Origin of the sequence: Streptomyces sp. Je 1-369 (assembly GCF_026810505.1) — a bacterium.
Taxonomy (GTDB): domain Bacteria; phylum Actinomycetota; class Actinomycetes; order Streptomycetales; family Streptomycetaceae; genus Streptomyces.
The window spans coordinates 250,670-275,793 of record NZ_CP101750.1; the positions used below are offsets into that span (position 1 = coordinate 250,670).

Consider the following 25,124-nt stretch of genomic DNA (forward strand, 5'->3'; position numbering starts at 1 on the left):
CTCCGATGATCAAGAGGGAGGTTCAGTGGTGATCTCGTGGAGCGTTGTGCGGAGCTGGTCGGTCAGGGCAGGCAGGTCGGTGATGGCGGCGGGGTCGGCGTTGAGAGAGATGTGGCAGGTCCCTCGGTACGAGACGAACGTGGTGATCACGGGCGTGCCGGGCAGCGGGGCGACGCCGAACAGTGCTTGCACGCGGCGGCCTCCGATGGTGATCGGGTCCTTGCCTACGGGCACGTTGGTGGCCATGAAGTCATGGCGGCGTCCGAGGTGTTTGATGCCGGGGATCAGAAGGGGCGCCGGGAGGTAACGCGCGGCCTTGGCGGCAAGGCTGAGGATGTCCGCGGGTTGCGGCCCGCCGGCAGCGGTGACGGCAGCCCGGACGGCCCGCAGGGCGGCTGTGGTGTCGGTCTGCCGCGCGGGGACAGTGATACTGGCGAGGGTGAAGTGGTTGGCGGCGTGCGCGGCACGCGGCCTGCGCAAAGCCACCAGCGAGAGGGCTCTGAAGTCGGCGGGGCCCGTTGCTCCCCGGGCCGCCAGGTAGCGGCCTGTGGCGCGGGCGATCGCGCACAGGAGCACGTCATTGACGGTTCCTCCGGCGATCTTGGCTGTCCGTTTCATCGGCTCCAGGTCCATCGTGAAGAAGGCGTACCGCCGGGCTCGGCTGGGGACTGGAGCCCGTTTGCGGGGGCGCGCGGGCAAGAGCAGCGTCGTCGCCCACTGACGCCACAGGGTGACCCGGCCTCGCCGTATCCCGCCGAGCGGGGACGGGACCTGCTTCGGCGGTTGCACACCACTCGCCTTGATACGCCCGTTCAGGAGGTCGGCGATCTGAAGCCCGTCGGCCAAGGCGTGCGAGATCTTGAGGATGTACAGCACTCCGTCGCCGCCCTGGACCCCGTCGACCAGATATGCCTGCCACGGGGCGCTGTCAGCGGGGAAAGACGTGTTGACCAGGGCGTGCAGCAGGCGGGAGAAGGCTTCTTCTCCGGCTTCCTTGCCCAGGCTGATGTGTACGAGGTGGTCTTCGAGGGCGAAATGCGGGTCCGCCTCCCAGTACGGGCGGTGGGCGCTGCCACCCACACGGTGGGTCAGGCGCGGATAGTGCTGGGTCAACTCCTCGTGCCAGGACGTGAGCTGGGCGAGATCGGCCGGCGGTTCGAGGTAGGCCAGTACGGTGACGGTTGCCTGATGCGGGGCGTCGCACTGCAGCTTCCACATCAGCTGGTCCAGTGGCGCCATGAGACGGAGCGGCGCAGCGGCTGCGGTGCTGGTCATTCGCTCTCCAACTGTCAGCGGTGCATAGGGGAAGCCTGGACCGGTGGCCAGGGCCGGCAGGCGGTAGGGCTGTGCCGTCGCAGCACGGCCCAGGCCACGGCCAGCAGTGCGGCACGCCGTACGGCGGGTCTCACGCCGCCGGGAAGGAACGTTTGCAGCGGGCCGCCGCGGCCGGACTCGCTCAACCCGTTGGCCACAGCGCGGAGTTGGCCACCGGCCTCGGACAGGCCCATCATCGCCTCCAGCGCCGAGCGGCCGGCGAACGCGGGAGAGAGCAGTTCTTCGGCCAAGTCGAGGAGAATGGCCTGCAGGTGCTGGCGGATGACCTGCGTGAACTGCACCTCCGGTGCCAGACAGCGCACAGAGCCGTCGATGTTGGCGAATGACTTGCCGAGCACGGCGACCGCTGGATTGACCCCGATGCCGCGGCGGGCGGAGTGGCGCATCACCGCGCTCAGGGTCTGCCCGAAGTCGAGCTCCGCCAGCGTCGCCGTCGCCAGCTGCGGGACCATCGCGGTGATGTCGCTGATGAATCCGGCCGGGTCGGCCGTGGTGGTGAGGCGCCCGGTCTCGAGCCACGCGTTGGCGACCCCGGTACCGTCGTTGAGTGTCAGATTCAGCATCAACAGCAGCACGGCCGCGCTGGTGCGCCGGTCGATGCGCCCGACCATGCCCCAGTCGATGACCGCGGCCTGCCCATCGCTCTGGATGAGAATGTTGCCGGGGTGTGGGTCGGCGTGGAAGCGACGGTCGACGAAGTACCCGCGGTGCATGAGAGCCAGCAGGTCGCTGCCGATCGCGAGCCGCTCATCGGCTGCCAGGTCGTGCCGTTTGAAGTCACGAATGGAACACCCGGGTGCCATGCTCTGCACCAGCACGCGCGGCGACGCGAACACCACCGCGGGGACGTACAGCGTGCGAAACCGTTCCACCGTGGGCCGGGCCTCTTCCATGTTGCCCGCCTCACGGGTGAAGTCCAGCTCCGGACGCATGGCATCGAACAGCACGCCCAGCAACGCCTCCAGATCAAACGTGGCGGTCAGGCCCGGCGCGCCGTACGCGATCAGACGGGCGGCACGCCGCAGTAGCCGCATGTCCTCCTCGACGGTGGCCTGGACCCCCGGTCGCTGCACCTTGATCACGACCTCCCGGCCGTCGAGCATGCGGGCACCGTAGACCTGCGCCAAGGAAGCCGTCCCCAACGGCTGACCGCCCCGCACGTGCGCGAACATCCGGGACCAGCGCGGCCCCAGCTCCTCCTCCAGAACCGAAGTGAAGGCCGAGAACGGCTCCGCCGCCGCGTGATCATGCAGACGCTGCAGTTCCTCCATGACCGGCGCGGAGACAAGGTCGGGACGGGTGGCAAGCATCTGGCCCACCTTCATGTAGAAGGGGCCAAGGCTTTCCAGCGACACCCGCAGGGCTCGGGCCCGCTCGCGCTGACGCACCAGCGGAGCCCCGGGCCCGCGAGGCCGGCCCGGCGACAGACGTCTGCCGGCCTCCCCGCGCAGGAGCGCGCCGAAGACGCGCACGACCGTGGTCAGGCGGGCATCGCTCATGCTGTTGCCGCCGTCTGCCGCTGCGGCCGTTCGACCCGGAGGCGCGCCTTGTCAGTCGGACGCACCACGAGAGGCACTCTGAGAAGAGTCGGCGAGGCCGGCGTCAGGGACGCTCTCCACCCCGTCTCCGGCGCTGTGGTCCCGGCTCTCCACCAGCCGGGTCAGGCCACGCCGGAAATCCTTCTCCGCGTCGTCGACTCGGTCCAGAGCACTCTCGACAATGTCCTGCACTTCGTCCACGACGACATGGATCAAGCGGGTCAGTCCCCCGCGCGTCCTGGTGGCCTTCTGGGACATGAAGTCTCCTTGTGAAGCCGAAACGAACAGGGCACGGTACCGACGGGCATGGGCGCCGCCTGCCGGTCTCCTGACCGCGCACACCGATCAACGCCTTGATCTACCGAACAGGCTTACGAAACGGTGCTTCCAGGAGTACCCGCGACTCGGCATCGCGGCACCGGCGAACGCACGGCGCGCAGGTGCACGACCAGCGCTGCCCTGGGCCACTGTGCGTGGCGGCGTGCCTCCGCGCTCCGTCATCCGCGCCCTTGCGCGTGCGGTGCCGTCGAAGGAGTTCGCGCTCCTGCCGCGCCACATCGGCGCACGTGGGGAACGCGAGGGCGGGTACCTGCACGTACGCAACGGCCTCCGACGCGCGCAGCCAGCCCTCCGTCGCACTCATGAAACGAGAACTCGTCGATGCCCCTGCTCTCCGCCCCCGCCGTCGCTCGACCGCTGGCTTGGCTTCTCCAAAAGACACGGACCCCCAGGACGACCGCGTCCATGACCTTCCCCGAGATACCCGCGCTCCGCAGGAGCTTGACCATTCCCACCAGCTTCGGTGCCGCGAAGAGCACGGTGTACTACCCGCCCGCGGAGTCGACCGGCGTGCCTCCGGTGCACGTCAACTTCCACGGCGGCGGCTTCGTGATCGGACACCCCGAACAAGACGATCCGCTATGCCGCTACCTCGCCGCCCGCACGCCCGTCGCGGTCCTCAACGTCGACTACCTCCTGGCCCCACAACACCCCTTCCCCACCGCTCCGCGGCAGGCATGGGAAGTCGTGCGATGGGTTGCCGAGCACGGCGAGGGGAACGGCTGGGACGCGAGCAGGATCACCGTCGGCGGCCAGAGTGCGGGCGGATCGCTCGCCGCCGCGGTCGCCCGTCAGGCCAGGAACGTCGGCACCCCTGCCCTCGGCCTGCAGATCCTGCACTACCCGGCCCTGGACGCGGCGACATCCAGCTGGGCCAAACGGTCCCCCGTCCCGAGGCCCGTCATCCGACCATGGCTCCGCGAGATCCTCATCGGCGCTTATGTGCCCCGTCCGGACGACCGCACTCATCCGCTGGCCTCTCCGGCCGACGACACCAACGGCGATGGCCTCTTCGGTATCGCCCCTGCCGTGGTGATCACCTGCGAAGAGGATCTCCTGCGCGACGAGGGAATCGCCTACGCCCGGAAACTTCGTGCCGCCGACGCCCTCGTCGACCACTGTGACCTGCACGGGACCGATCACGCCTACAACATCTTCGGTGACGACACCACACTTGCCGCCCACATGTACGACCTCATGGCCGACCATCTCCGCCGGGTCCACACAGGCCGATGACATACAGCACCCAGCAGCTGCCCGGCGGACAAGCCCCGGCTCGGGGTGTGACGTATCACCTGCTTGTCTGTGACGCCTCATCAGGCGCCCGTGGCGCAGGTCTGTGAGGATCGGTGGTCATGAGCGACAGGGTGCGAGAGGCCGGCGGCAGCGACCTGGCCTGGGACGACGATCAGGACTTCGCCGATGCGGACCGAGGTCTCCTCGGCCGGCTCGAGCCGGGCACGGTGACGGCCACGGACGGGAGCGTGGTGTGGGACGCGGATGCCTACGGCTTCCTGGACAGCGACTGTCCGCCCACGGCACACCCGTCACTGTGGCGGCAGAGCCGGCTGGTGGCGAGGCAAGGGCTGTACGAGGTGGTGCCCGGCATCTACCAGGTGCGCGGCCTCGACCTGTCGAACATCTCCTTCGTGGAGGGTGAACGCGGCGTCATCGTCGTGGATCCGCTGATCAGCTCGGAAGTCGCAGCCGCAGCGTTGGCGCTGTACCGCGAGCATCGCGGCGAGCGGCCGGTGACGGCGGTGATCTACACGCACTCGCACGTCGACCACTTCGGCGGGGTGCGCGGCGTCGTCGAGGCGGCCGATGTGGCGACCGGGCGGGTGCCGGTCATCGCGCCGGCCGGATTCCTGGAACACGCGGCGAGCGAGAACGTCTTCACGGGGACGGCGATGGCGCGTCGTGCGAGCTATATGTACGGGGCCGCGCTGCCGAAGGGGCCCGCGGGGCAGATCGGTTGCGGGCTCGGGCAGACCACGTCGACCGGTACCGTCGGTCTGCTCGCGCCGACCCTGGACGTGACGCGCACGGGACAGGAAGAGACGGTCGACGGCGTACGTATCGTCTTCCAGCTCACGCCCGGCACCGAGGCGCCGGCGGAGATGAACTTCCACTTCCCGGAGCTGCGGGTCCTCTGCGCCGCCGAGAACGCCTGCCACACCCTGCACAACGTCCTCACCCTGCGCGGGGCCCTGGTCCGCGACCCGAGCGCGTGGGCCCGGTATCTGACCGAGACGATCCGGCTGTTCTCCGACGGCACCGATGTCGTCTTCGGCTCTCACCACTGGCCGACCTGGGGCCAGGACCGCGCCGTCCGGTTCCTGGAGGAACAGCGCGACGCCTACGCCTTCCTGCACGACCAGTCCGTGCGGCTGATCAACGCCGGGTACACCGGTGCGGAGATCGCCGAGGTCCTGCGCTTCCCGCCGGGACTCAAACGGGCCTGGCACGCTCGCGGCTACTACGGTTCGCTCAGTCACAACGCCAAGGCGGTCTACCAGCGGTACATGGGCTGGTTCGACGGCAATCCGGCCCACCTCTGGCAGCATCCGCCGGTCGAGGCAGCCCGCCGGTACGTGGAGTTCATGGGTGGCACCGACGCGGTGGTCGCCAAGGCCCGCGCGTCGTACGAAGCGGGTGATCTGCGGTGGGTCGCGGAAGTGCTCGGCCATGTCCTGTTCGCCGAGCCAGGGCACGCCGCGGCGCGCGCTCTGCAGGCCCGGACGTTCGAGCGGCTCGGGCAGGGCTCGGAGTGCGGCCCGTGGCGCAACTTCTATCTCATGGGCGCCACCGAACTGCGCGACGGCGTCCTCGGCACCCCGACCCGCTCAGCGCCGGACATCCTGGCCGCGCTCACCGCCGAGCAGATCTTCCAGTCGATGGCCGTACGGCTCAACGGCCCGCGCGCCGCCGAGGCCGGGCGGCTGGTGCTGCGCTGGGAGTTCACCGACACCGGCGAGAACTGGACACTGCTGCTGTCCAACGGGGCGCTGACCCCGATGCGCGGCGACGCCCCGCGCGGTGAACGGCCCGTCGCCACGCTCCGGTTGGCGCGCACCACCCTCGACTCGATCCTGGGGGGACGTGCCACGTTCGCCGACGAGATCGCGGGCGGCGGGGTCGTGCTCGACGGTGACGCCCGGGCACAGGTGACCTTCAGCGGGCTCCTCGACACGCCGGACCCCGACTTCGCGATCGTCACCCCCTAGGGGCGTCCGCCGGAGCGTCGACGGCTCGCACCGACAGCGCCGCGAGGGCGAGTGCCGTGTCCCGTGGCGAGCCGAGGTCGAGACCGGTCAGTTCGTGGATCCGCGTGAGCCGGTTGTCCACGGAGTTGGGGTGGAGGCTCAGGACGCGGGCGGTGGCCCGGCGGTCCTGGCGCTGCCCCAGGTGGATGCGGAGGGTCTGGACGAGTTCGGGGCGACCGTCCAGCGGGGCGAGGAGGGCGGCGATCCGGTCGCTCGCGTCGCTCGGGCGGGACAAGTGGTACTCCAGCAGGACGTCGTCGAGCCGGTGCAGGCCGGGCGGATGGCCGCAGGCCCGGGCGACGCGGACCACCTCGGCGACCTGGCAGCCGATCGCCGGAATGTGCTCCGCCGACCGCGCCCTGGCGCAGGCCAGCCGTATCTCCGAACCCGCCGCCTCGCGCAGCGCCTCCAAGAGCCTGGCGGGCACTTCACCGCACCCGCGGATGACGACATGGCCGCCACCGCCGTCCAGTAAGGCGAGGGTTTCGGTGCCGAAGGTCCGGTCGAGTGCGGTCTGCACACGGCGAAGCAGGCGCCGAGCGGCCACCGGTGACCGCTCGCCCGGTGCAGCGGGCTCGGTGAAACCCACGTACAGCACGAGGCTGGGCCCCTCCGCCACGGTCCCCCTCGGGTCCACGCCACCCTCCAGCAAGGCGCGGGCCCGGGAGCGGCGCTGCTCCTGGCGTTCCGCGACGAGGGCGGCCTGCTCGTCGAGGTAGCTTTCGGTCACCGCGCCCACGATCCGGTCCTCCGCGGTGAACAGCGCCTCGGCCAACTCGGCGAGAGCATCGGCCTCTTCGACGGCGGCGGTCTCCCGCAGCACTCGCCACAGCTCTCGTACGCCCAGGCCGTAGGTGCGCAGCAGCAGATGCAGCGGCATGCCTTCCTCGGCGCGCTGGGCGGCGCGCTCCTGGAAGTACTCCAGCGGATCCGAAGCCGCTCCCCCGGCGGCGCCGCGCAGGAACAACCGCATCGCGTGCCGGGCCGTCGCCGCGATCTCCACGTCCTTGACGTCGGCGGGCAGGTCGGCGTATCCGTGCAGTTGCTCGAAGACCCCGCGGGCCATGCGCCGGGCCAGTTCATTGATCCTGGGTTCACAGCGGGCGGCGAGCGCCACGGCTGCCGGCGAAAGACCGGCCGACCGCGTCCGGCCGTCCTGCGTCTCCTCTTGCCGTGCCACGGTCCACCTCTCCGACGACTGTGATCCGTCACAGTACCCGGCGCGCACGATTGTGATCCCGATGGATGTGCCCGCGTCTCCCCTGCCTGCAAGATCGGCGCCACACCGGAGACGCGAACCCCTGAAGGAGCCGCATGCCCCCGCTCACCCGACCCAGCTCCGGTATGACACAGCACAGCTCCGGTTGGCAGACTACGTGGACACTTCTGATCTTCATGCTGGTCAACTTCGCCGACAAGACCGTGCTGGGACTGGCCGCGAAACCGATCATGGACGACCTCGGCCTGACCCGTGGGGAGTTCGGCACCGCCTCAGCGGCGTTCTTCGCGCTGTTCAGCGTCTCGGCCCTGGCGGTGTCGTACCTGACCCGCACGGTCCGGACGACGGTACTGCTGCTGGCGATGGCGCTGCTGTGGTCGGCGGCTCAACTGCCGATGCTGTGGACGGCCGCCGGCTTCGGCACCCTGATGACCACGCGGGTGCTGCTCGGTGCGGCCGAGGGCCCCGCCATGCCGGTCGCCACCCACCATCTGCACGGCTGGTTCGAGCAGCGGGAGCGCACCCTGCCGACCGCGGTGCTGCTGACCGGCGCCGCAGCCGGGGTCGCCGTCGCGGCCCCCACGCTCACGCTCGTGATCGACCGCTTCGGCTGGCGGTGGGCGTTCGGCGCGGTCGGGCTGGCGGGTCTGGCATGGGCGGCCTACTGGGCGCTGCGCGGTACCGAGGGTCCGTACGCTCGCCGGGACGACGAGGGCGGAGCTGTCGCGGAGCCCGTTCCCTACCGCCGCATCCTGCTCTCGGGCACCTGGATCAGCGCCGCGCTCGGGGCGTTCGCCGCCTACTGGATGCTCAGCGCCAACCTGACCTGGATGCCGGACTACCTGGAATCGATCACCGGGTTGAGTCTGCATCAGGCCGGCATCCTGGTGACCGGCGCCGCGCTCGCCAACGGAGTCGTACTCGTGGGGCACGGACTGTTGGCCCGGCGCCGGACCGAGCCGCCGAGCGGCGCCGGTACGGGCGCCCTGATGTGCCTGGCGGCGATCGCCGTAGGCGTGTTCGCCGTGACCGACGCCATATGGCTCAAGGTGGTGTTGCTACTCGGCCCGATGGCGCTGGCCAACGTCATCATGACGGTGTCCCAGACCGCGTGCGCCCGCATCGCTCCGGCGTCCCAACGCGGAGTGGTACTCGGTGCGCTGTCCTTCGTCTACGCCCTCGCCGGAGCCCTCTCCCCCTGGGCAACCGGGCGGGTCGTCGACGCCGCGGACTCGATCACCTCCGGCTACCGCGCCGCCTTCCTGCTCACCTCCGCTTTGCTCGGCCTCACCGGGCTGCTGGCTCTGTGCCTTCTGCGCCCCGAACGCGACGCTCGGCACCTGGTGGGCACCACTCGTGACAGGCCCCGCGTCGCCAAGAAGTGAGCCGCTCCCGACCATCACAAAGCGGGACCGTCGGCGGCGACGACAAAGTCACAGCCGAGCTCGAGGAAGTACGTCCCGCCTCAGCCGGGCTGACACCCACCTTCCGTCTCTCCTGGACACCTACTCGGCAGCGAAGTGCGGCCGACCTCGTACTCCTTTCCGGCGGGGCGCTGTAGGTGTTGCGCGCAACGCCGATCGGCCAGGTGGCCGTCCCCAGGGTCGAGGGCGCTAGGGGCGCGCAGGAGGCGCGCACCCAGCTGAGCACACTCCTTTGGCAACCCGAAGATATGACCAACTTCGGTGCGACAGGCAGCGTGAGCGGCAGAATGGGGTGACAGCGTGAGGGCCGGGGGTCCGGACTTTCCGGGTGCTCTGTGCGTTGTCGAGTTATGGGTACGGGGGGGGACATCTTGGGCCGAGTATCCGAGCAGATCGAGGCGATCCTGGCGGCGCGGCATGAACGGCTGGGTGCCGTCGACGCCGAGATCCGTGCCTGGACCGCCGCACAAGCAGGGCTGCTCCGCTTGGGGAAAGCCATCGAGGCACCACTGGAGAGCGGGGAAACTGGACCGCTCAGCAGGCCGACCGGGCCCGCGGTCGATCAGGCAGCGGTTCTCGACCACCTGCGCAGCGCCGTGTCGACGGCGCTCGAGGATCTCCACGCGGCACGCAGCCGCTTTTCCCGGCGTACCGTGAACATCGGCGTGAGCGGCAAGGCGAGGGTGGGCAAGAGCACCTTGCTGCAGAGCATTTCAGGGCTGACCGACGAGCAGATCCCGACAGGACCCGATATCCCGGTGACGGCAGTCCGCAGCAGGATCATGCAGAGTGACCGCCAGTGCGTCATTCTGCACATGCACAGCGCGGAGTCGTTTCTCTCCGAGGTGATCGCGCCCTATCACCGGCTCCTGGGTATCGAGGGCGTCCCCGAAACCCTCCAGCAATTCCGCGACTGGGCGTACCCGAAACCCGACCCGAAGGCCCCGGAACGGCACAGCAGCAATGCCCACTTGGTGACTGTCCAGGGCATGCAGGCATCGTTCGATTCGTATGCGGCCCTGCTCACCGGGGGTGAAGTGGAACAAGGGCTGGAAGGACTCCGGCCCTACGTGGCCCACCCGACCAGCGAGGAACTGGCAGCCGGCACAGTGCACCGGCCGTATCTCGCCGTGCGGGAGGCGGCCATCGAGACCCCGTTCCCCAACGCCGACGCCGCCCGGCTCCTCGTCGTGGACCTGCCCGGCCTCGGAGATCTCGCGGCGGGTGCCGAGGAACGCCATGTCCAAGACCTGCGTCACCATGTGGATGCCGTCCTGCTCGTCCTGCGCCCGAGCAGCACCTCCGCCTTCTACACCAAGGCGGACGACAACACCCTGAAACTCCTGGACCATGCCAGGGGCCATGTGCACACGCCCCGGCACTACGTCCATCTGGTCATCAACTCCGGCGGTGAGACCCCGGGAGGGATCGAGGCGCTCCGCAACCACCTGCGCGTCCATGTGAATGACAGCACGGACGGCGCGTACTTTCACGTGCTGGAGACCGACGCGGCCGATCCGGAGACGGTCCGCGAGAGCCTGCTCGTTCCCTTCCTGGAAACCCTGGCGCAGACCCTGCCCACGATGGACGACGAGGTGTTCTCCGGTGTGATGACCCAGGTGGCGGACACTGCACAGCACATCGAGGAGGCGCTGCCCCAGCTCGTCGGCGACCCGGCCGCGGCTCGTGAACTCACCCACCTCAAGGAGGAGTTGCTTCAGCGACGAGCGTCCGAATTACGGTGGAAGGTGGACCGGGGCCTGCGGACCATCGTCGATGAACTCTGGCGTGCGGCACACCGGGACGGCGTGGACGAGAGGTACACCGACGCTGTGGAGGCCGCCTTCCACGAGGTCCTTGCCTGGGCCGAGGACGGATTTGGGCTCGGGTCGGAGCGCTGGCAGGAGGAGGCCCGTCTGCGGATGCCAGCCGATCGCGCCGCGTCGCCGTTCCTCGTGGACGAGATGCACCGGGTACGTGTGGAAGTGAGTCGGCGCTTCCGGGCGCTGGACGCATTCTTCCGTGACCAACTGGACGCGACCTGGCGTGACATCGCCGAGGCGTTCCGGGAGGCGTGCGGCCCGCTGCTGCGCGGCGACACCGGCGAGCAGGCGTTGCGCGAACTGGAGGTACGGCTGCGCGAGTCGTCCTGCCCGGTCCTCGCGGATGCCGTACGCGACCTGTTGCAGACCCGGCTGGACTACCGTACGCACCTGCATCCGAGAGTCCGGGAAGAGCTTGACGGTTTCAGCTTGGAGATCATCGATCCCGACACCGGGCGGCCGAAGGTGGTCCTCTTGGCGCCGGCCGACGAGGCCGGGGCCGAGTTGCTCGAACAGCGGCTGCTGGAACGGACGCAGAAAGCGGCCTTCGAGACCATGGTCGCCCTGCAGCGTGAAGCCGTCCTGCCCGCGCTGGTGCTGTACGCCGCGGTCAAGCAGTTCGAGGACGAGTTGATCCTCTCGGCCGACTCGCGGCAGGAGTTCCTGCGGCTGGCCCGTGGCCACCGCGATCTGCTGTGGCACGACGATTTCCGGCGGCTGGACGCCGCGGACGCCCGAGCCCGCGACCTCGCGGCACTGGCTGGCACCGTCCACGAAGCGTTGGCCCGTCACGCGCGTCACGGGGAAGGGAACGGTGGGGCATGAGCGGGGACAGCGTCGTCTTCGACATCGGGCTCGTCGGTCCCAGCGGGGTCGGCAAGACTTCGCTCATCAGCGCCGTCTTCCTCGCGGGGCAGGACATGCTCGCCGGCAGCGGTGTCACGGTGGTCCCGGACGACGAGCCGACCGAGGCCTTGATGGCCGACCACGCCCATGCCCTGGCCAGCGTGGTCAAACGCGGCCAGTTCGTCGCCGATTCCGTCAAGGCGAACACCTCCGTGGTCGACTTCCGCCTTCGGCTCGACCCGGGACTGGCCAACGGCGGTATCGCGCTGCACCTCAAGGACTATCCCGGAGGTTGGCTCGACCCTCAGTTACGAACGGACTCCGCAGCCGCCAGGCAGGGCTGGGAGTCGGTCCATGACTTCATGCTGCGAAGCTCCGTGCTCCTGGTTCCGGTGGACTCCCCTCCCGTGATGGAGGCGGTGACACCGCGCCAGCATCGGGCCGTGCCCCTGCTGCTACGCCTGCACGACACCCTGCAGGTCCTACGGCTATGGGCCAGAGGACGGGCGGCGGCCGCCGAATCACCGGCACTGGTGCTCTTCGTCCCGGTCAAGTGCGAGTCGTACGTCAGGGTCGCCTCCGACGACTACCGTTCGCGGGGCCGCGACCGCTCGGACGAGCTTTACGAGCAGTTCCGCGCCACCTATACCGACTGCATCAGAGCAGTGCGCGCCGAGGCACCGCATGCCACCATGCTCTACCTGCCGGTCGACACACTCGGCTGCGTCGACCGGATCTACGTCAGGTGGCCGCCCGACCCGGACACCGGTGTGCGGTGAGCCGTGCTTCCGGATCATCAACGACGGCAAGCGCGACATCCGCGGCGTCGACGACCTCCTGACCGCTTTGTGCCGTGTGCTCGCCGACGCCCGGCGAAAGGCCGAGCAGGGCCAAGAAAGGGCGCTTGCCGAGCGGCACCACTCCGCCCAGTCCTACGCCGACCGGGACCGCGGCCTGGTGGGGAACTTCTTCCGCGCCGCCGACAACATCATCGGCGGAGCGATCGGACGGGCCGAACTCATCCGGCTCACCGAACCGGACGCACCCCTGTCCCTTCTGGGATGGCTGCGCGGCGCCGGGCTGGGCCAGTCGGCACGGGAGCGGGAGCGCTCCGATCAACTCGGAGCACAGCATCTCCAAGCGCTGCACGCCCTCAACAACCTGCAGGCGGTCATCGACGGCCTCGCCGAACGCGAGTACAGCGAACGGGTACGGCGCCTATGAGCACCGGTTCTCAACGGAGGTGAGCCACCTCGTGCGGGCATACGTCAAAATGCGGGGCGAGGGCGTCAACGAGGAGTACGACTTCCTCGGCGGCGAACCGGAGGCCGACTGGTGGTCCGAGTTCAGCGGGCTGGTGAACTGGAACGGGATGGGGCTGGCCGTCACGGCCCGCACCGGCGAGTGGCGGATATACCTTGCCTCCATCCCTTCGGGGAGAAGGGACACACGCGGACGCTCTCGGGAGTTCACACTGGCCCTCACCGGCAGCTGCGGCCCGCCGGACGCCTCTGAGGTGCTTCCCCTCGTCGGCCTGTGGCTGGACGAAGTCGTGGGCACAGCAGGGAGCACACGGCTGCGCACCACGTTCTCCGATGCCTTCCCGGACGATGCCATCACGAGGCTGCGAGGCCGCCATACGCCCGGCCACCAGCAGGAGAGAGTTCAACGCTTCGCCGAGGCTTTACGGAAGCTGGGACCAGAGCCCGGCCTGCCGGCTTCGGAACCGCCGGGCACATGGTGGGGCCTCCAGGAAGACGACAGTGACCGGCACACCTTCCTCGACCAGGTGGCTCGGCTCCTGCTGGGAAAGCAGGACGGTGTCGCGATCGTGGGCGACCTGGTCTACGAGGTGCACGTCACGGGCGACCGCGCGCCCTCCGCTCCCGTGCGCGCCCTGCGTGACCTGTGGCCGGGCACTGCGTCAATGCTCCTCGTCCGCTCCGGAAGCCCACAGCAGACGTTCCCCAAGTCCATCCCGGGCAGACACCTTCTCTCTTCGGCAGGCGAGGTGGTGCCGGGAAAAGCACCAGCCGCACAACGGGAGGGCACGAACGCAACCCCACAGGAGCCGGGACGGAAGAAGCACACCAAGAAGCGGGCACTCACCGATCAGTTCCTCAGGAGGGCGACCTGGAGCTGCGCCGGACTGGCCGTACTGTTCAGCGGGGTCCTGATCGTGCTGGTGTTGACGATGCTCCTGTAGGGGGCGCATCGCACAAAGCTTCACACCTCGGACGGGAGTACCAACCCGCCTGGACTCGGATGACCCTCTACGAGGGCGAGCGCTGCAGCGAATGGGTAGTCGAGGGCTGGACCAGCGCCGGAGACTGCTGTCTCCGACCCACGCAGCAAGGCATCCTGGCGGCCCCGGAGAAAGCCCTGCTGACGGTCACGCCCTCCGGCAGATCCATCCTGCCGTCCACACCCCCCGACGTCAGCGAGTTGCTGTCCGCGGCGGCGGACAGCCTTTTGCGGACCTTCCCCAAAGTCCGTAAGGCCATCGACTCGATTTCCATTGCGTGCGACAAGCTCGGCGTGGATATCGGGAAATGGACCGCGGATGTGCGTCTCGAGCTTCACTACGCGGATGGAAGCCACCGGACGGCAACATCCGAGAACACCACCATGGATCAGTTCAAAGCCGGGCCTCTCACATGTACCGAGAGTGGCGCGCCCGACCGCCCGCATCTCATCCGGATCAAACTATGGACAGAGCATGACCCGGCAGGCTGATCCCGCCCCAAATGCCCCACAGCTTGCCTGGGCCCGTCTCAACAGCACCCCCGCGTACAGCACGCGGACCGGCAATTGTCCCCAGCCCAACGCCCCGGTACCCCGTGGCGACACGGGCGACACGACGGAACAGCCCCATGCCCCAGACGCATGACCATCCGGAATGGCCCCGCAGCACCCAACGACCGGCAGACCGTCAGGGACGGTCGGCTCCCTTGCCCGCGTGGGCGGCACCCGCGGTGGCCGACATCGAAGCCGCCTTGGCACGTTGCGATCCCCACCTCACGCTCGGCTACCTGCGCCACCTCATCGACCTCACGCGGGCGGACGGCCGAGCGCGCTGGCTATGGGCCGCCGCTCAACAAGAGCTCGGCGACGTGCTGGTCCAGGTCGGCGCTCCGCGTGACGAACATCCGCTGTGGGAGGCGGCCCTCGCCTACGAGTCCGCGCTGGAGGTGTACACGCCGGACCTCTTTCCCGCAGAGCACGGCAGATTACAGAACAACCTGGGCAACGCCTACCGGATGCTGTCCCAATCACAAGGCAAGCGGGGCACCGGGGAATCCGAGCTCGATGAGCGGGCGATCACCGCGTACCTTGCCGCACTCGATGTCAGAACCCGAGACGCGGATCCCCATGGGTGGGCGACCACGCAGAACAACCTGGGCAACGCCTACGCGGAACGTCTGCGCGGGGAGCCGTCCGTCAACAGGCGCAAGGCGATCGATGCCTACCAGTCCGCGCTGGAAGTGCACGACATCCTGCTCCACCCCAACGACTATGCGATGGCGCAGACGAACCTCGGCCTGCTGTACCAGGACCTCCCCGACGGCGGCCCAGATGCCATGGACCTGTCCATGGCGTGCTTCCTGCGGGCCCTGCTGGTCCGCACCCCGTACGCGGCTCCCCGCCGGCATCAGCAACTCACTCACAGCCTTTACGACGTCTTCCGTGCGCGGATGGCTCTGACGCAGGAAGGCGCCCGCAGGCGGGTGCTGGCCCGTCTGCTCCCCGTCGTAGAGGTACTCACCCAGGCAGGAGCGCCCCTTGATCTCCCTGCCCCTCAGGCCGCCACGGCCCCGGACACCGACGGCGCCGTCGGAGTGGCCCCGGACCGGTTCGACGGCTACTGGCACGACCACTGCCGGATCGTCCCGCTACCGGAGCTCGTCGCGCTGATCACATCACCGCAGGCTGCCGACCCACGCGTACGCATCACCCTGCTGCGTGCGGCGCTGCTGCGCGACGATGTGGTCCTGCCCTCCTTCCGCGCCGAACTGCTCGACGAACTCGCCCTCGCCCTGCTGCAGCATCCCTCGGGCGAAAGAGATCAGCAGCAGGAAGCCGCAATCTCCTCCCTGGAAACAGCACTCAAGGCGTACAGCCGCGAGGATGATCCGTTCAAGTGGGGCACAGTCAAGAGCCACCTCGCCGCCGCCTACGCCCAGCGTCTTTCCGGTGACCCCGCGGAGAACCTGGAGATCGCGATACTGCACGCCGCGGACTCCTTGCAGACGCGCACCACCGGATCGCTGGACTGGGCACTGGGCGCCACTCTGCTCGGCCAGTTGTACCGGGACCGGCGGTTCGGCGACCCACGTGAGAACTACGACCACGCCCTCGCAGCCTTCGAGCAGGCCCTCACCGTCCTGGACCGCGACGGTCATCCCCACGAGTGGGCGCGCGTGCGCAACAGCATGGGATACACACGGCTGACCTTGAGACGGTGGGAGCGCGAGGCGATCGAGGCGGCCATCGAGGACTTCCAGGACGCGTTGACGGTTCTGACACGACAGCAGTACCCGGAGGAATGGGCCGGCACCGAGTTCAACCTCGCCTCCGCGATGCTGGACCGGCATTTGGGTGATCCTTCGGCCAACCTCGAACAGGCCGTCCAGGGATTCACTCGATGCCTGTCGGTACGTACACGGAAGCATGACGCCGTCGAGTGGGCACGCACTCAGCACAACTTGGGACAGGCATTGATGCGCCGGCGGACGGGCGACCGGCCCGAAAACCTGCGTCGCGCGGCCCGGTGTCTGCGGGCCGCTCTGGAAGTGCTCACAGTGACCGACCGGCCCGCCGATCACCGTAAGACCGTTGGCGCTCTCGGCGAAGTCCAGGCCCACCTCGGTGACTGGGAGGCCGCCCACGAGGCGTTCGCCTCCGCCTGCACGGCCGGGGACCTGCTGCTGTCCCGGGTCAGTACCGGCACGTACGGTTTCGACGACGTCGTCCGGCAAGGTCACGCGGCCGGCGAACTGGACGCCTACGCACTGTCCCGGCTGGGACGCCTGGAGGAGGCGGTCGAGGCACTCGAGCGCAGCCGGGCACGCTCACTCGCCGAGGCATTGGCGCTGCGGTCAGCAAATCCGGAACGCATCACCGACGGGGACCGCAGAGCGCGGTTCACCACCGCCCATGCTGCGCTCGCCACGGCGCAAGCCGCCGTTGACGAGGTGCGCTGGCACAGCACAGATCCAGCGGTGATTCAGGGGCTGGGGAGCGCGAAGGGGGCACTGGAGAGGGCTGCGGCACTGCGGGAGGCGAGGGAGCACTTCCAAGCTGTCGTCGCGGAGATCCGTCTGGAGCGTGACCCGGCTGACTTCCTCGATCCGGTGCTCAGCGTCGAACAGATCGCCGCAGGGGTCGGACGTCCCGTCGTATACCTGCTGAGCGCCGAGTGGGGCGGACTTGCGCTGGCCGTGATACCAGCAGACGGCCCGTCCGGACCTCCGGCGGCCGTGCTGGCCCGCCCTCTGCACGCACTGACCGACACGCTCCTGAAGGACCTCGTCCAGGTGGCGCTCGATGACGGTTCGGGACGACTCGTTGGTGGTTACGGCGCGGCGCAGGAGGGCGCGGGACTCAACTGGCTGGTCAATCACTGGCCTGGGGACACCCTTGCCGCGAAGGCCCGGCACCTCGGTGAGGCGTGCAGTCGAGCAGGGAAGGCAAGCACACTGCAGGCGGCGTTGGACGGCTGCCTGCGGTACGTGGGGGTGGAGGAGATCACCGACCGGCCGCTGACGGAGCTGAACACCGCGGCCCTGACCCGGCTCCAGGCGATTCTGCACCAGCTTTTCCTCACCGCTGAGCTGCGCCGCTGCCTGCCGAAGCTGGCCGAGGCGGCGATGGGGCCGTTGACAGCATGGCTCCGGGAGCTAGGTGTCACGACGTCGGTCCTCGTACCGTGCGGACTCCTGCCTGCTTTCCCTCTGCTCTCTGTGCCTGTACCTGAGCCGTTCTCCGGGCCATTCGCCGCACCGCCGGCGGGCGAAGAGGAGACGCGCGTCGTCGGCGGCACGGACGTCGGCGGTAAGGCGGTCCCTGATACTGACGTAGCACTGCAGACCGTCGGCGAGCACCTGTCGATGACGGTGGCACCGAGCGCACGCTCCGCCGTCGCTGCCCCGGGTGAGGGCGGCATCAGGTCCGGTGTGTACACGTTGGGTGATCCGCGCCCCACCCATCAGGAGCTGCGCTGGGGAGAGGCTGAGGCCCTCACCGTGGCAGCCTTGGCCAACGAGCCCACGAATGCCCGAGTGCGGGAGTCGGCAACACTGGACTGGCTGCTGGAGATCCTGCGCACGGGCGCGATGGTCTCCGCTTCATGTCACGGTGAGTTCGACGGCATAGATTTTCTTCGTTCCCGGCTTGTACTGGCAGATGGCGAGGCGCTGACGCTGCGGGATGCTCTTACGCACCGAGCCGATACGGCCGGCCTGCGGTTGCTTGTGCTCTCCGCTTGCCGTACCGCGGTCATGGACCTCCGTGGCGCACGCGACGAGGTCCGTAGCCTGGCGGTCGGAATGCTGCAAGCCGGCGCGCAAGCGGTCCTGGCGCCTCTGTGGGCGGTGGACGATCGCGCAACGTACCTCCTCATGGTGAAGTTCGCGCAGGAATGGCTGCCCGCCATGAGGGAGCGCGATCCCGCGGATGCCCTGGCAGCAGCGCAAACCTGGCTGCGGACGGTTACTTACCGGGACCTGACTGCCTGGGAGAGCGGCGCGAGCCCACATCGAGCGGCCGAGGATTGTCCGCGGGGCGGGAGCGGACGACCAGATGACAGGGCAACAGCCCCGGACGGGCTGGCCGGGAGCGTGGTCCGGGGGCTTCGGTACGGTGCGGGCCCGGCCGAACAGCACCTCGCCGCATACGCTGAGGCAAAAGCCGCAGAATCCCCGGACGAGACGCCCTACGCCGATCCCTACTACTGGGCGGGCTTCCAAGTGCACGGGCGCTGATGCACACGTTCAGCAAAGAGCGGCACCCGGCCGGTCCGTCAGCTCCCCGGCCCTGCTACGGCTACGGAACAGCATCACCAGGTCGGCCGGAGCGAAGCCCTGCCCGCCCAGCATGAACTGTGCCGTCGCGCGCAGGCCGAACGACGCCCGCACAACGGTGCCCTTGGGTTTCCGCACCAGCATGAACAGCCGTTGAGGACCGCTGATCTCCCGCTGTTCGGTACGGACGAACTGCCACGCAGGTCGCGTGCCCCGCAGGTCGAACGCCTCCACACGGCTGCTGTACGTGACCCGCTCCTCGGACCGCTCACACGAGGGCAACGTCAGCGTCGCTTCCACCGGCTCGAAACCGAACGTCAGATCCGCCCCCCACCCCTGCGAAGTGACAGTGACCGTTCGAGCCTCCTCCAGGAGCATGGGGAACAGGTCATAGGCAATCGCTTGCGAAACGGCTGCTTCTGGATCGCCGCCCTCCGCACCTGTGGCCAGCTCAGCGGTGAACCGCGCATGAGCGAACCGGCAGCCGACCGCGGCTTGGAACGAACATGTGAGCTGCACTTGGTAAAACTCGTACGCGTCGAACTGATGCCTGATCTCAGCCGACACCCCATCATGAGGTTCCAGCCGAGTGACGACCGGCTCCCCGATCGAGACATAGCTGGGCTCGCGAAACGGCAACGCGACCTCCCCCTGGCCGCCCCGGCCGGCACCGGGCCCCAACTGCTCCTCAATCAACATGAGATCGACTTCGGAGATCCGCCCCTCCGCCACGAACAGCGACCCATCAGCGTTCATAGTCGCCATTCTGCAGGTAATCCTGTGCCCCAGGGAGCGTTTCTCATCGCTGGCAAGCGGATGGCCAGCGGCCCCCACGAAGGCGGCGTACAGTCCGGCGCCCTCGCTGCCCAGCACATCACCTTCGAAATGGCCGAGGGCCAAGGCACCCGCCTCCACCGAACAGCCTGCCGGGGCTGACACCGTCCGTGAAGTCGGCTCCGCGCCTGCGGGGATGGTCCCGCTACTGGACACACGGGTTCCACGGCAGCAGACTGCTCCCCGCGCACGCGTGGCCCCATCGACGCGTTCAGCGCCCACTGACTTGTGGTCTGCTCCCCGCACACGCGGGGATCGCCCCGACCTGGGGTTCGTCGCGTCGGGCCCGCTCGGCCGGTGGCGCTCTCGTACGCGGCTCTGACGCTGTCGGGAATCTTGGCTGGCAGGGCGAATTACCCGCATCAGGTGGGGTGTTGGCGGGACCGTTGGAGGAGCGGGGTGGCTCGGCTCTTGGGTGGTCCAGATGGCGATGCGGGTGAAGACCGGCGCGGTGATCCCGGCCGTGACGGTGCGGGCGGCGCGGGCGAGTAATCCGAAGGGGACGGTCGCGATGTGGGTGCGGGACCGGCTGGACGGGCTCCCCAGTGCCAGAACCACTCGCGAATCTGCTACATCGTTGGATCAGCAGCCGGGACAACCTGAACACCGCGACCAACCACGCCTCCCGGTGGCTGTTCCCCGGCCGCCGGGCCGCACAACCGATGCACCCCGACGCTATTGCCGCACTCATCAACGACATCGGCATCCCCACCACGGCTGGCCGCACAGCCCGCGATCCGGCAACACGTTCTGGAAATGCCCGCGCCGGTCGTCGCTGAGGCTCTCGGCTATCACCGGGTCACCACAGCCAAGCTCGCGTCCGAGGCCGGAGGCAACTGGAGCCGATACGCCGCCGGAGATCACTGGCGGTCACCACCCGGCTGGACCCCACAGAGCAATGCCTGAATCTGCGGTCGGCCGATTGAACCTGCTACTCCGCAGGAAGAGGACTCAACGGGATCTGGGACAACGCCCAGCGCGTGAGCGTGAGCAGAGCCTCGCCGACGATGCCCTCAAGCCGGTCGAAATCCTCGGGCAGCACGTCGAGCAGGAAGTGCTCGACCTCCAGGTCGGCCCGCTTGATCAGGACGAGGCAGCGATAACAGGGCTTGGGAGGACGCTCTAGAAGGATCGCGCGCAGAGACCCCGTCGCATCGTCGGCCAGGTACTGATCAAGCCATCCAGGCTCGCGCCCCCTGCCGAGGTTGAGGCGCTCGCTCTTCGAACTCAGCTCTACGAGGACCTGCTTGTTCACACGCTTGATCTCTTTGGGGACGTTCAGCGGCATGAAGGCAGGTTATCCACCAACGGCCAGAACGCGAGGGGCTGCCAGCACAGACCATGACCTGCGGCACCTCAAGACCTGGCGAACCATCACAAAGCTCCGCAGCAACCCCGCGCGCGCCACTGACCTCCTGCGGGCCCTGCTCGTCCTCACGAACCTCGAGGTCAGCCGCTGACAGACGATCAAGAGGGAAGACCGCAGCCCACGCCCTCGGTGAGCACGACACTCGACGATCACACCACCCACCTCACCTGCAACTTCAAGTTGGCGGAGGTTCTTTCAACGCCTGAAGACGTGGAAGACCTCCAGCGACCCGGACTACGCGGCCAAGAAGGCCCGCGTCGAGCACCTCTATGCGATCGCCGACGGAGAGGTCATACCCGAAGAAGGCGAGCCTGAAGTCGTCTTCTGCATGGACGAATTCGGCCCGCTCAATCTGATGCCGCACCCGGGCCGGCAGTGGGCCGAACGCGGAGGCAAACACAAGGACCCCGACCGTGAACCCCGCCGACGGCGCCGGGCAACCTACAACCGCTACGGCGGAGTGCGCCATCTGTTCGCCGCCCTGGACCTGGCCAAGGACAAGCTGTACGGCCACATCAAACCGGTCAAAAAGCGGACGCAGTTCCTGGAGTTCTGCCGCTACCTGCGCAGCTTCTACCATCCGACCGTGCGGATCGCGATCGTAAGCGACAACTTCTCCCCGCACCTGACCACAAAGAAGTGCCAGCGCGTCGGCACCTGGGCAGCGGCGAACAACGTCGAGATGGCCTACACCCCGACCAACAGCTCCTGGCTCAACCGCATCGAAGCCCAGTTCACAGCCCTACGCTACTTCACCCTCGATGGCACCGACCGCGCCGACCACAAGGAACAGGGCAGCATGATCCGCCGCTACATCATCTGGCGAAACCGCCACGCCAACGACCAGCGCCTACGCGCCGTCGTCGACAGGGCAAACGTTGCCTGATCCGGCACTAGCCGACGAGGGGGACGGAAAGCGTCACGTCCGCACTCTTCAACTGCGCTCCCCAGAGCAGGATCCACCTCAGCGGGCACCCCCACAGACCCGGCCGGGCGCGCTCAGAACACGCGGTCGCGGCGGATGTGGTGCGGGATGAGGTCGAGGAAGGCGTGCAGCGCCCGGGTCGGCGGACGCGTCGCCGAGGCGACCACGCTGAGCGTCCAGGACAGACGTGCGTCTGCGAGGGGGACGGAACGTACCGCGTCCCCGGCCGCCGTCGCGAAGTCCGGGGGCAGCAGTGCGACGCCCAGACCGTGCGCCACGTACTCCGCGATCGTGGTGATGTCCGATACCTCGATCAGGACGCGCCGGGACAGCTCCGCCCTCGTGAAGGCGTCGTCCACGATCTGGCGCTGCCCGAACCCTATGGGCATGTCGACGAAGGGTTCCCCGGCTACGTCCCTCAGCCGCACGCTCTCGCGGAGAGCCAGTGGGTGACCGGCGCGAACCAGCAACTGGACCTGGTACCTCTTGACGGCCCGCACCCTGATGTGCGCGTCCGTGATGTCGGCTCCCACGAAGGCCACGTCGACGTGGCCTTCCTTCATTTTTTCGATCAGCCCGGAGGTCCCCCGCTGGGAGGTCTCGGTACGCAGCCGGACCTCCGGATGGCGCCGATGGAAGTCGCCCGCCAGTGCGGGCACGTCGATAACGGTCAGTCCGCTGAGAACGCCCACGGTGAGGCTGCCGCGCAGCCCCGTGGAGAGTGGCTCCACCGCGGCTCTGGCCCGGTCGAGGGCCTCGATCGCGCTACGCGCCTCGGGCAGGAACGCCGAACCGGCCTCCGTCAGACTGACCGACCGGGTGGAGCGGATGAGCAGTTCGGCCCTCAGCTCCTGCTCCAGGGCCTTGATGCCGGCCGAGAGCGTGGATTGTGTGACGTGCAGTTGCTGGGCCGCCCGGGTGAAGTTCAGTTCCTCGGCGACCGTGATGAAGTACTCCAGTTTTTTCTGGTCCACCGATCCCTCATTCATCGCCATTCCCGATTTGATGTTCGGAAACATTCGTTGGACACGATAGCCAGTCGGGGTGACCGTTGTCGTGCGGGCCACCACCCCGTCCAGGAAAACGTCAGTGACAACAGTGCAAAACGTCAGTGACATCAGCGAAAGAGGATGACCATGCGTGTCCTGCTCACCGGCGGCACCGGCTACATCGGAGCCTCGGTGCTCGACCGGCTCATCTCCGGCGGCCACCAGGTGACCGCCGTGGTCCGCTCCGCAGAGAAGACCGAACTGGTGCGGGCCAAGGGCGCGGTGCCAGCGATTGCCGACCTGTCCGACGGTGAGGCCCTCCGGGGGCTCGCGGCCGCGAGCGACGGCGTGATCCACGTGGCGTCACCGGGTGACGAGAGCAGTGCGACCGTCGACAAGGTGGCTGTCACCAGCTTCCTGCACGCGCTGCGGGACACGGACCGGCCCTTTGTGTACACCACCGGCGTCTGGCTGCATGGCAGCGGTTCCGCGATCACCGAGTCGACCGCCATGAACGCCCCGCGCCTGACCGCCTGGCGGGTGCCGCTTGCCGAGCGGGTACGCGACGCGCAGGGCGTCAGGACCTCGGTCATCGCACCGGCGGTGGTGTACGGGCACGGCGGCGGCCTGCTGAACCTCGTGGCCGCCGGCCCGCGCACCGCGGGGGACGCCCCGGCCCTCACCATGGTCGGGCCCGGTGACCAGCACTGGAGCACCGTGCACGTGGACGACCTGGCCGAGCTGTACGTGCTCGCGCTGGAGAAGGCCCCGGCCGGTTCGTACTTCTTCGGAGCCGGCGGTGTGAACCCGACCGTACGGGAGATCACCGAAGCGGTGAGCCGCTCCGTCGGTCTGGCCGGACGGGTCGAGCCCGAGCCCGTCGTGCAGACACTCGACCGGCTCGGCCTGCTCGGCGAGGCCCTCCTGCTCGACCAGCAGGCCTCGGGCGACATCGCCCGGCGCGTGCTCGGCTGGTCGCCCGAGGGGCCGTCGATCCTCGATGACATCGCGCGTACGGACTTCTGAGCGAGAACCGCGTCACCCCGGGCTTCGCGGCGGGTGGGGCCCGACGGCCACCCAGTGGCCGGACAACAAGGCCCTGTCCGGCCGCCCCCTTCCTGCCTTACTGAAGGGCTTCGACATGACCATACCCACCGCTCCGCCTGCGTCAGGCCGCCCTCCTGTCGGATCCGGTCCGCCATCACCGGGGCACTCCCGCCCGTCAGCGTCCCGCGGCGGTTTCCTGGCCGTCGCGGCGGCCATCGCCGCCGGAATGGTGGTGCCGGTACAGTCCCGGCTCAACGGCGAACTGAGCCGGCACCTCGGTGACGGTATCGCCGCGGCGGCGATCAGCTTCTCGGGTGGATTCGTCCTGCTGTCCTTCGTTGCGGTCTTCTCCTCCGGACTGCGTGGTGCGCTGCGCCGAATGGCCGGGGCCGCCAGGGACGGCCGGCTTCCCCGCCGATATCTGCTGGCTGGTGTACTGGGCGGCACGTTCGCGCTGGCCCAGTCCACTGCCGCGCTGATCACCGGCATCGCCGTGTTCACCGTGTCGGCCATCGCCGGTCAGACCCTTGCCGGTCTGATCGTGGACGCCCGGGGCATCGGCGGCGGCTTGAGACAACGCCCGGGCGCCGCCCGGCTCACGGGAGCGGCCGTCATCCTGGTGGCCGCAGTCGTGTCCGCGCTGCCCCGCTTCGCCGATACCCCGGCGCCCGCCACCGTCGTCCTGCCCGCCCTCGCCGCGATCGCCGCCGGCTTCATGCTCGGCGTGCAGCAGGCCCTGAACGGGGCGTCGACCGCCGCGTCGGGCTCGCCGCTCGCCGCGACCTGGCTCAACTTCTGCGTCGGAGCGGTGTTTCTCACCGCCGCCTGGGGCGTGAAGACACTCGTCCAGGGAACGGCTGGGCACCCGCTGCCCACCAGCTGGTGGGTCTACCTCGGCGGACTGTGCGGCACGGTGTTCATCGGCGCCTCGGCTTTCCTCGTACGCCGGATCGGTGTCCTGCTGCTGAGCATGGCCGCGATCGCGGGACAGCTTGCCAGTTCGATTGCCCTGGACTTCCTGGCACCCTCCGGCGGCCAGTCCCCCTCTGTCCTCACCCTTTTCGGCGCGTTGCTCACCTTCGTCGCTGTCTGGATCGCCTCCCGGCGCCCACGTGGCACCACCGGCAAGTGATCCACGTCCATGCCCG

At 68.7% G+C, this 25,124-nt stretch carries 18 protein-coding genes and 1 pseudogene; 12 read left to right on the top strand and 7 right to left on the bottom strand.

Annotated elements, in window-relative coordinates; all coding sequences use genetic code 11:
- Positions 1-9: 9 nt before the first annotated feature.
- From NOO62_RS01100 to NOO62_RS01110, 3 genes are read right to left on the bottom strand one after another with little or no spacing between them, the layout of a single operon-like run.
- Positions 10-1,275, bottom strand: coding sequence for a wax ester/triacylglycerol synthase domain-containing protein (locus NOO62_RS01100; RefSeq protein ID WP_268768994.1), 1,266 nt, complete (start codon positions 1,273-1,275; stop codon positions 10-12).
- A 14-nt stretch (positions 1,276-1,289) separates the two neighbouring features.
- Positions 1,290-2,834 carry an ABC1 kinase family protein gene (locus tag NOO62_RS01105; RefSeq protein ID WP_268768995.1) on the bottom strand — a complete coding sequence of 515 codons (1,545 nt, stop codon included), beginning with the start codon at positions 2,832-2,834 and terminating at the stop codon, positions 1,290-1,292.
- Between the two features lie 51 nt (positions 2,835-2,885).
- Positions 2,886-3,131: a hypothetical protein gene (locus NOO62_RS01110; RefSeq protein ID WP_268768997.1), complete on the bottom strand. Its 246-nt coding sequence runs from the start codon at positions 3,129-3,131 to the stop codon at positions 2,886-2,888.
- A gap of 486 nt (positions 3,132-3,617) precedes the next feature.
- On the opposite strand from NOO62_RS01110, the gene NOO62_RS01115 reads away from it, so the two are divergent.
- Together NOO62_RS01115 and NOO62_RS01120 are read left to right on the top strand one after the other, a co-directional pair.
- Positions 3,618-4,448, top strand: a complete 831-nt coding sequence (locus NOO62_RS01115) for an alpha/beta hydrolase (protein ID WP_268768998.1) — start codon at positions 3,618-3,620, stop codon at positions 4,446-4,448.
- A gap of 119 nt (positions 4,449-4,567) precedes the next feature.
- Positions 4,568-6,439, top strand: coding sequence for an alkyl/aryl-sulfatase (locus NOO62_RS01120; RefSeq protein WP_268768999.1), 1,872 nt, complete (start codon positions 4,568-4,570; stop codon positions 6,437-6,439).
- Here the strand turns inward: NOO62_RS01120 and NOO62_RS01125 are convergent.
- Positions 6,429-7,658: a PucR family transcriptional regulator gene (locus NOO62_RS01125; RefSeq protein WP_268769000.1), complete on the bottom strand. Its 1,230-nt coding sequence runs from the start codon at positions 7,656-7,658 to the stop codon at positions 6,429-6,431. The two genes, NOO62_RS01120 and NOO62_RS01125, sit on opposite strands and share 11 nt — an antisense overlap.
- Positions 7,659-7,822: 164 nt before the next feature.
- Here NOO62_RS01125 and NOO62_RS01130 point away from each other — a divergent pair, with 164 nt between their 5' ends.
- The 7 genes from NOO62_RS01130 (at position 7,823) to NOO62_RS01160 (ending at position 18,773) form a co-directional block, all read left to right on the top strand.
- Positions 7,823-9,082 carry an MFS transporter gene (locus NOO62_RS01130; protein WP_268769001.1) on the top strand — a complete coding sequence of 420 codons (1,260 nt, stop codon included), beginning with the start codon at positions 7,823-7,825 and terminating at the stop codon, positions 9,080-9,082.
- 410 nt (positions 9,083-9,492) lie between these two features.
- Positions 9,493-11,769 (top strand): hypothetical protein, encoded by a 2,277-nt coding sequence (locus tag NOO62_RS01135; protein ID WP_268769002.1) that lies wholly within the window; start codon positions 9,493-9,495, stop codon positions 11,767-11,769.
- A complete protein-coding gene (locus NOO62_RS01140; protein WP_268769003.1) occupies positions 11,766-12,569 on the top strand; it encodes a hypothetical protein in 804 nt (267 codons plus the stop codon). Before NOO62_RS01135 ends, NOO62_RS01140 begins: the two co-directional genes overlap by 4 nt.
- Positions 12,559-13,014, top strand: coding sequence for a hypothetical protein (locus tag NOO62_RS01145; protein ID WP_268769004.1), 456 nt, complete (start codon positions 12,559-12,561; stop codon positions 13,012-13,014). Before NOO62_RS01140 ends, NOO62_RS01145 begins: the two co-directional genes overlap by 11 nt.
- A gap of 31 nt (positions 13,015-13,045) precedes the next feature.
- On the top strand, positions 13,046-13,996 hold the full coding sequence (locus NOO62_RS01150) for a hypothetical protein (RefSeq protein ID WP_268769005.1): 951 nt from the start codon (positions 13,046-13,048) through the stop codon (positions 13,994-13,996).
- A gap of 59 nt (positions 13,997-14,055) precedes the next feature.
- A complete protein-coding gene (locus NOO62_RS01155; protein ID WP_268769006.1) occupies positions 14,056-14,526 on the top strand; it encodes a hypothetical protein in 471 nt (156 codons plus the stop codon).
- A 239-nt stretch (positions 14,527-14,765) separates the two neighbouring features.
- Complete coding sequence (locus NOO62_RS01160) at positions 14,766-18,773, top strand: CHAT domain-containing protein (protein WP_268769007.1); 4,008 nt, start codon at positions 14,766-14,768, stop codon at positions 18,771-18,773.
- Between the two features lie 9 nt (positions 18,774-18,782).
- Here the strand turns inward: NOO62_RS01160 and NOO62_RS01165 are convergent, their stop codons facing one another.
- Both NOO62_RS01165 and NOO62_RS01170 read right to left on the bottom strand, forming a co-directional pair.
- Positions 18,783-19,712 carry a hypothetical protein gene (locus NOO62_RS01165; protein WP_268769008.1) on the bottom strand — a complete coding sequence of 310 codons (930 nt, stop codon included), beginning with the start codon at positions 19,710-19,712 and terminating at the stop codon, positions 18,783-18,785.
- A gap of 865 nt (positions 19,713-20,577) precedes the next feature.
- Complete coding sequence (locus NOO62_RS01170; RefSeq protein ID WP_268769009.1) at positions 20,578-20,934, bottom strand: hypothetical protein; 357 nt, start codon at positions 20,932-20,934, stop codon at positions 20,578-20,580.
- 274 nt (positions 20,935-21,208) lie between these two features.
- On the opposite strand from NOO62_RS01170, the pseudogene NOO62_RS01175 reads away from it, so the two are divergent.
- Positions 21,209-21,901: pseudogene (locus NOO62_RS01175) on the top strand (transposase); the annotation flags it as partial.
- A 113-nt stretch (positions 21,902-22,014) separates the two neighbouring features.
- On the opposite strand, the gene NOO62_RS01180 reads toward NOO62_RS01175, so the two are convergent.
- Positions 22,015-22,914, bottom strand: a complete 900-nt coding sequence (locus NOO62_RS01180) for a LysR family transcriptional regulator (RefSeq protein ID WP_268769011.1) — start codon at positions 22,912-22,914, stop codon at positions 22,015-22,017.
- A gap of 156 nt (positions 22,915-23,070) precedes the next feature.
- Here NOO62_RS01180 and NOO62_RS01185 point away from each other — a divergent pair, with 156 nt between their 5' ends.
- Positions 23,071-23,955: an NAD-dependent epimerase/dehydratase family protein gene (locus tag NOO62_RS01185; RefSeq protein WP_268769012.1), complete on the top strand. Its 885-nt coding sequence runs from the start codon at positions 23,071-23,073 to the stop codon at positions 23,953-23,955.
- Between the two features lie 217 nt (positions 23,956-24,172).
- A complete protein-coding gene (locus NOO62_RS01190; protein ID WP_268775418.1) occupies positions 24,173-25,108 on the top strand; it encodes a DMT family transporter in 936 nt (311 codons plus the stop codon).
- The last annotated feature ends 16 nt before the right edge of the window (positions 25,109-25,124 follow it).

Excerpts from the sequence above, each read along its gene's own strand:
- NOO62_RS01105 (WP_268768995.1), bottom strand. The coding sequence starts at position 2,834 with ATGAGCGATGCCCGCCTGACCACGGTCGTGCGCGTCTTCGGCGCGCTC.
- NOO62_RS01170 (WP_268769009.1), bottom strand. The coding sequence starts at position 20,934 with ATGCCGCTGAACGTCCCCAAAGAGATCAAGCGTGTGAACAAGCAGGTC.
- NOO62_RS01115 (WP_268768998.1), top strand. The coding sequence starts at position 3,618 with ATGACCTTCCCCGAGATACCCGCGCTCCGCAGGAGCTTGACCATTCCC.
- NOO62_RS01130 (WP_268769001.1), top strand. The coding sequence starts at position 7,823 with ATGACACAGCACAGCTCCGGTTGGCAGACTACGTGGACACTTCTGATC.
- NOO62_RS01110 (WP_268768997.1), bottom strand. The coding sequence starts at position 3,131 with ATGTCCCAGAAGGCCACCAGGACGCGCGGGGGACTGACCCGCTTGATC.
- NOO62_RS01100 (WP_268768994.1), bottom strand. The coding sequence starts at position 1,275 with ATGACCAGCACCGCAGCCGCTGCGCCGCTCCGTCTCATGGCGCCACTG.
- NOO62_RS01185 (WP_268769012.1), top strand. The coding sequence starts at position 23,071 with ATGACCATGCGTGTCCTGCTCACCGGCGGCACCGGCTACATCGGAGCC.
- NOO62_RS01155 (WP_268769006.1), top strand. The coding sequence starts at position 14,056 with ATGACCCTCTACGAGGGCGAGCGCTGCAGCGAATGGGTAGTCGAGGGC.
- NOO62_RS01140 (WP_268769003.1), top strand. The coding sequence starts at position 11,766 with ATGAGCGGGGACAGCGTCGTCTTCGACATCGGGCTCGTCGGTCCCAGC.
- NOO62_RS01120 (WP_268768999.1), top strand. The coding sequence starts at position 4,568 with ATGAGCGACAGGGTGCGAGAGGCCGGCGGCAGCGACCTGGCCTGGGAC.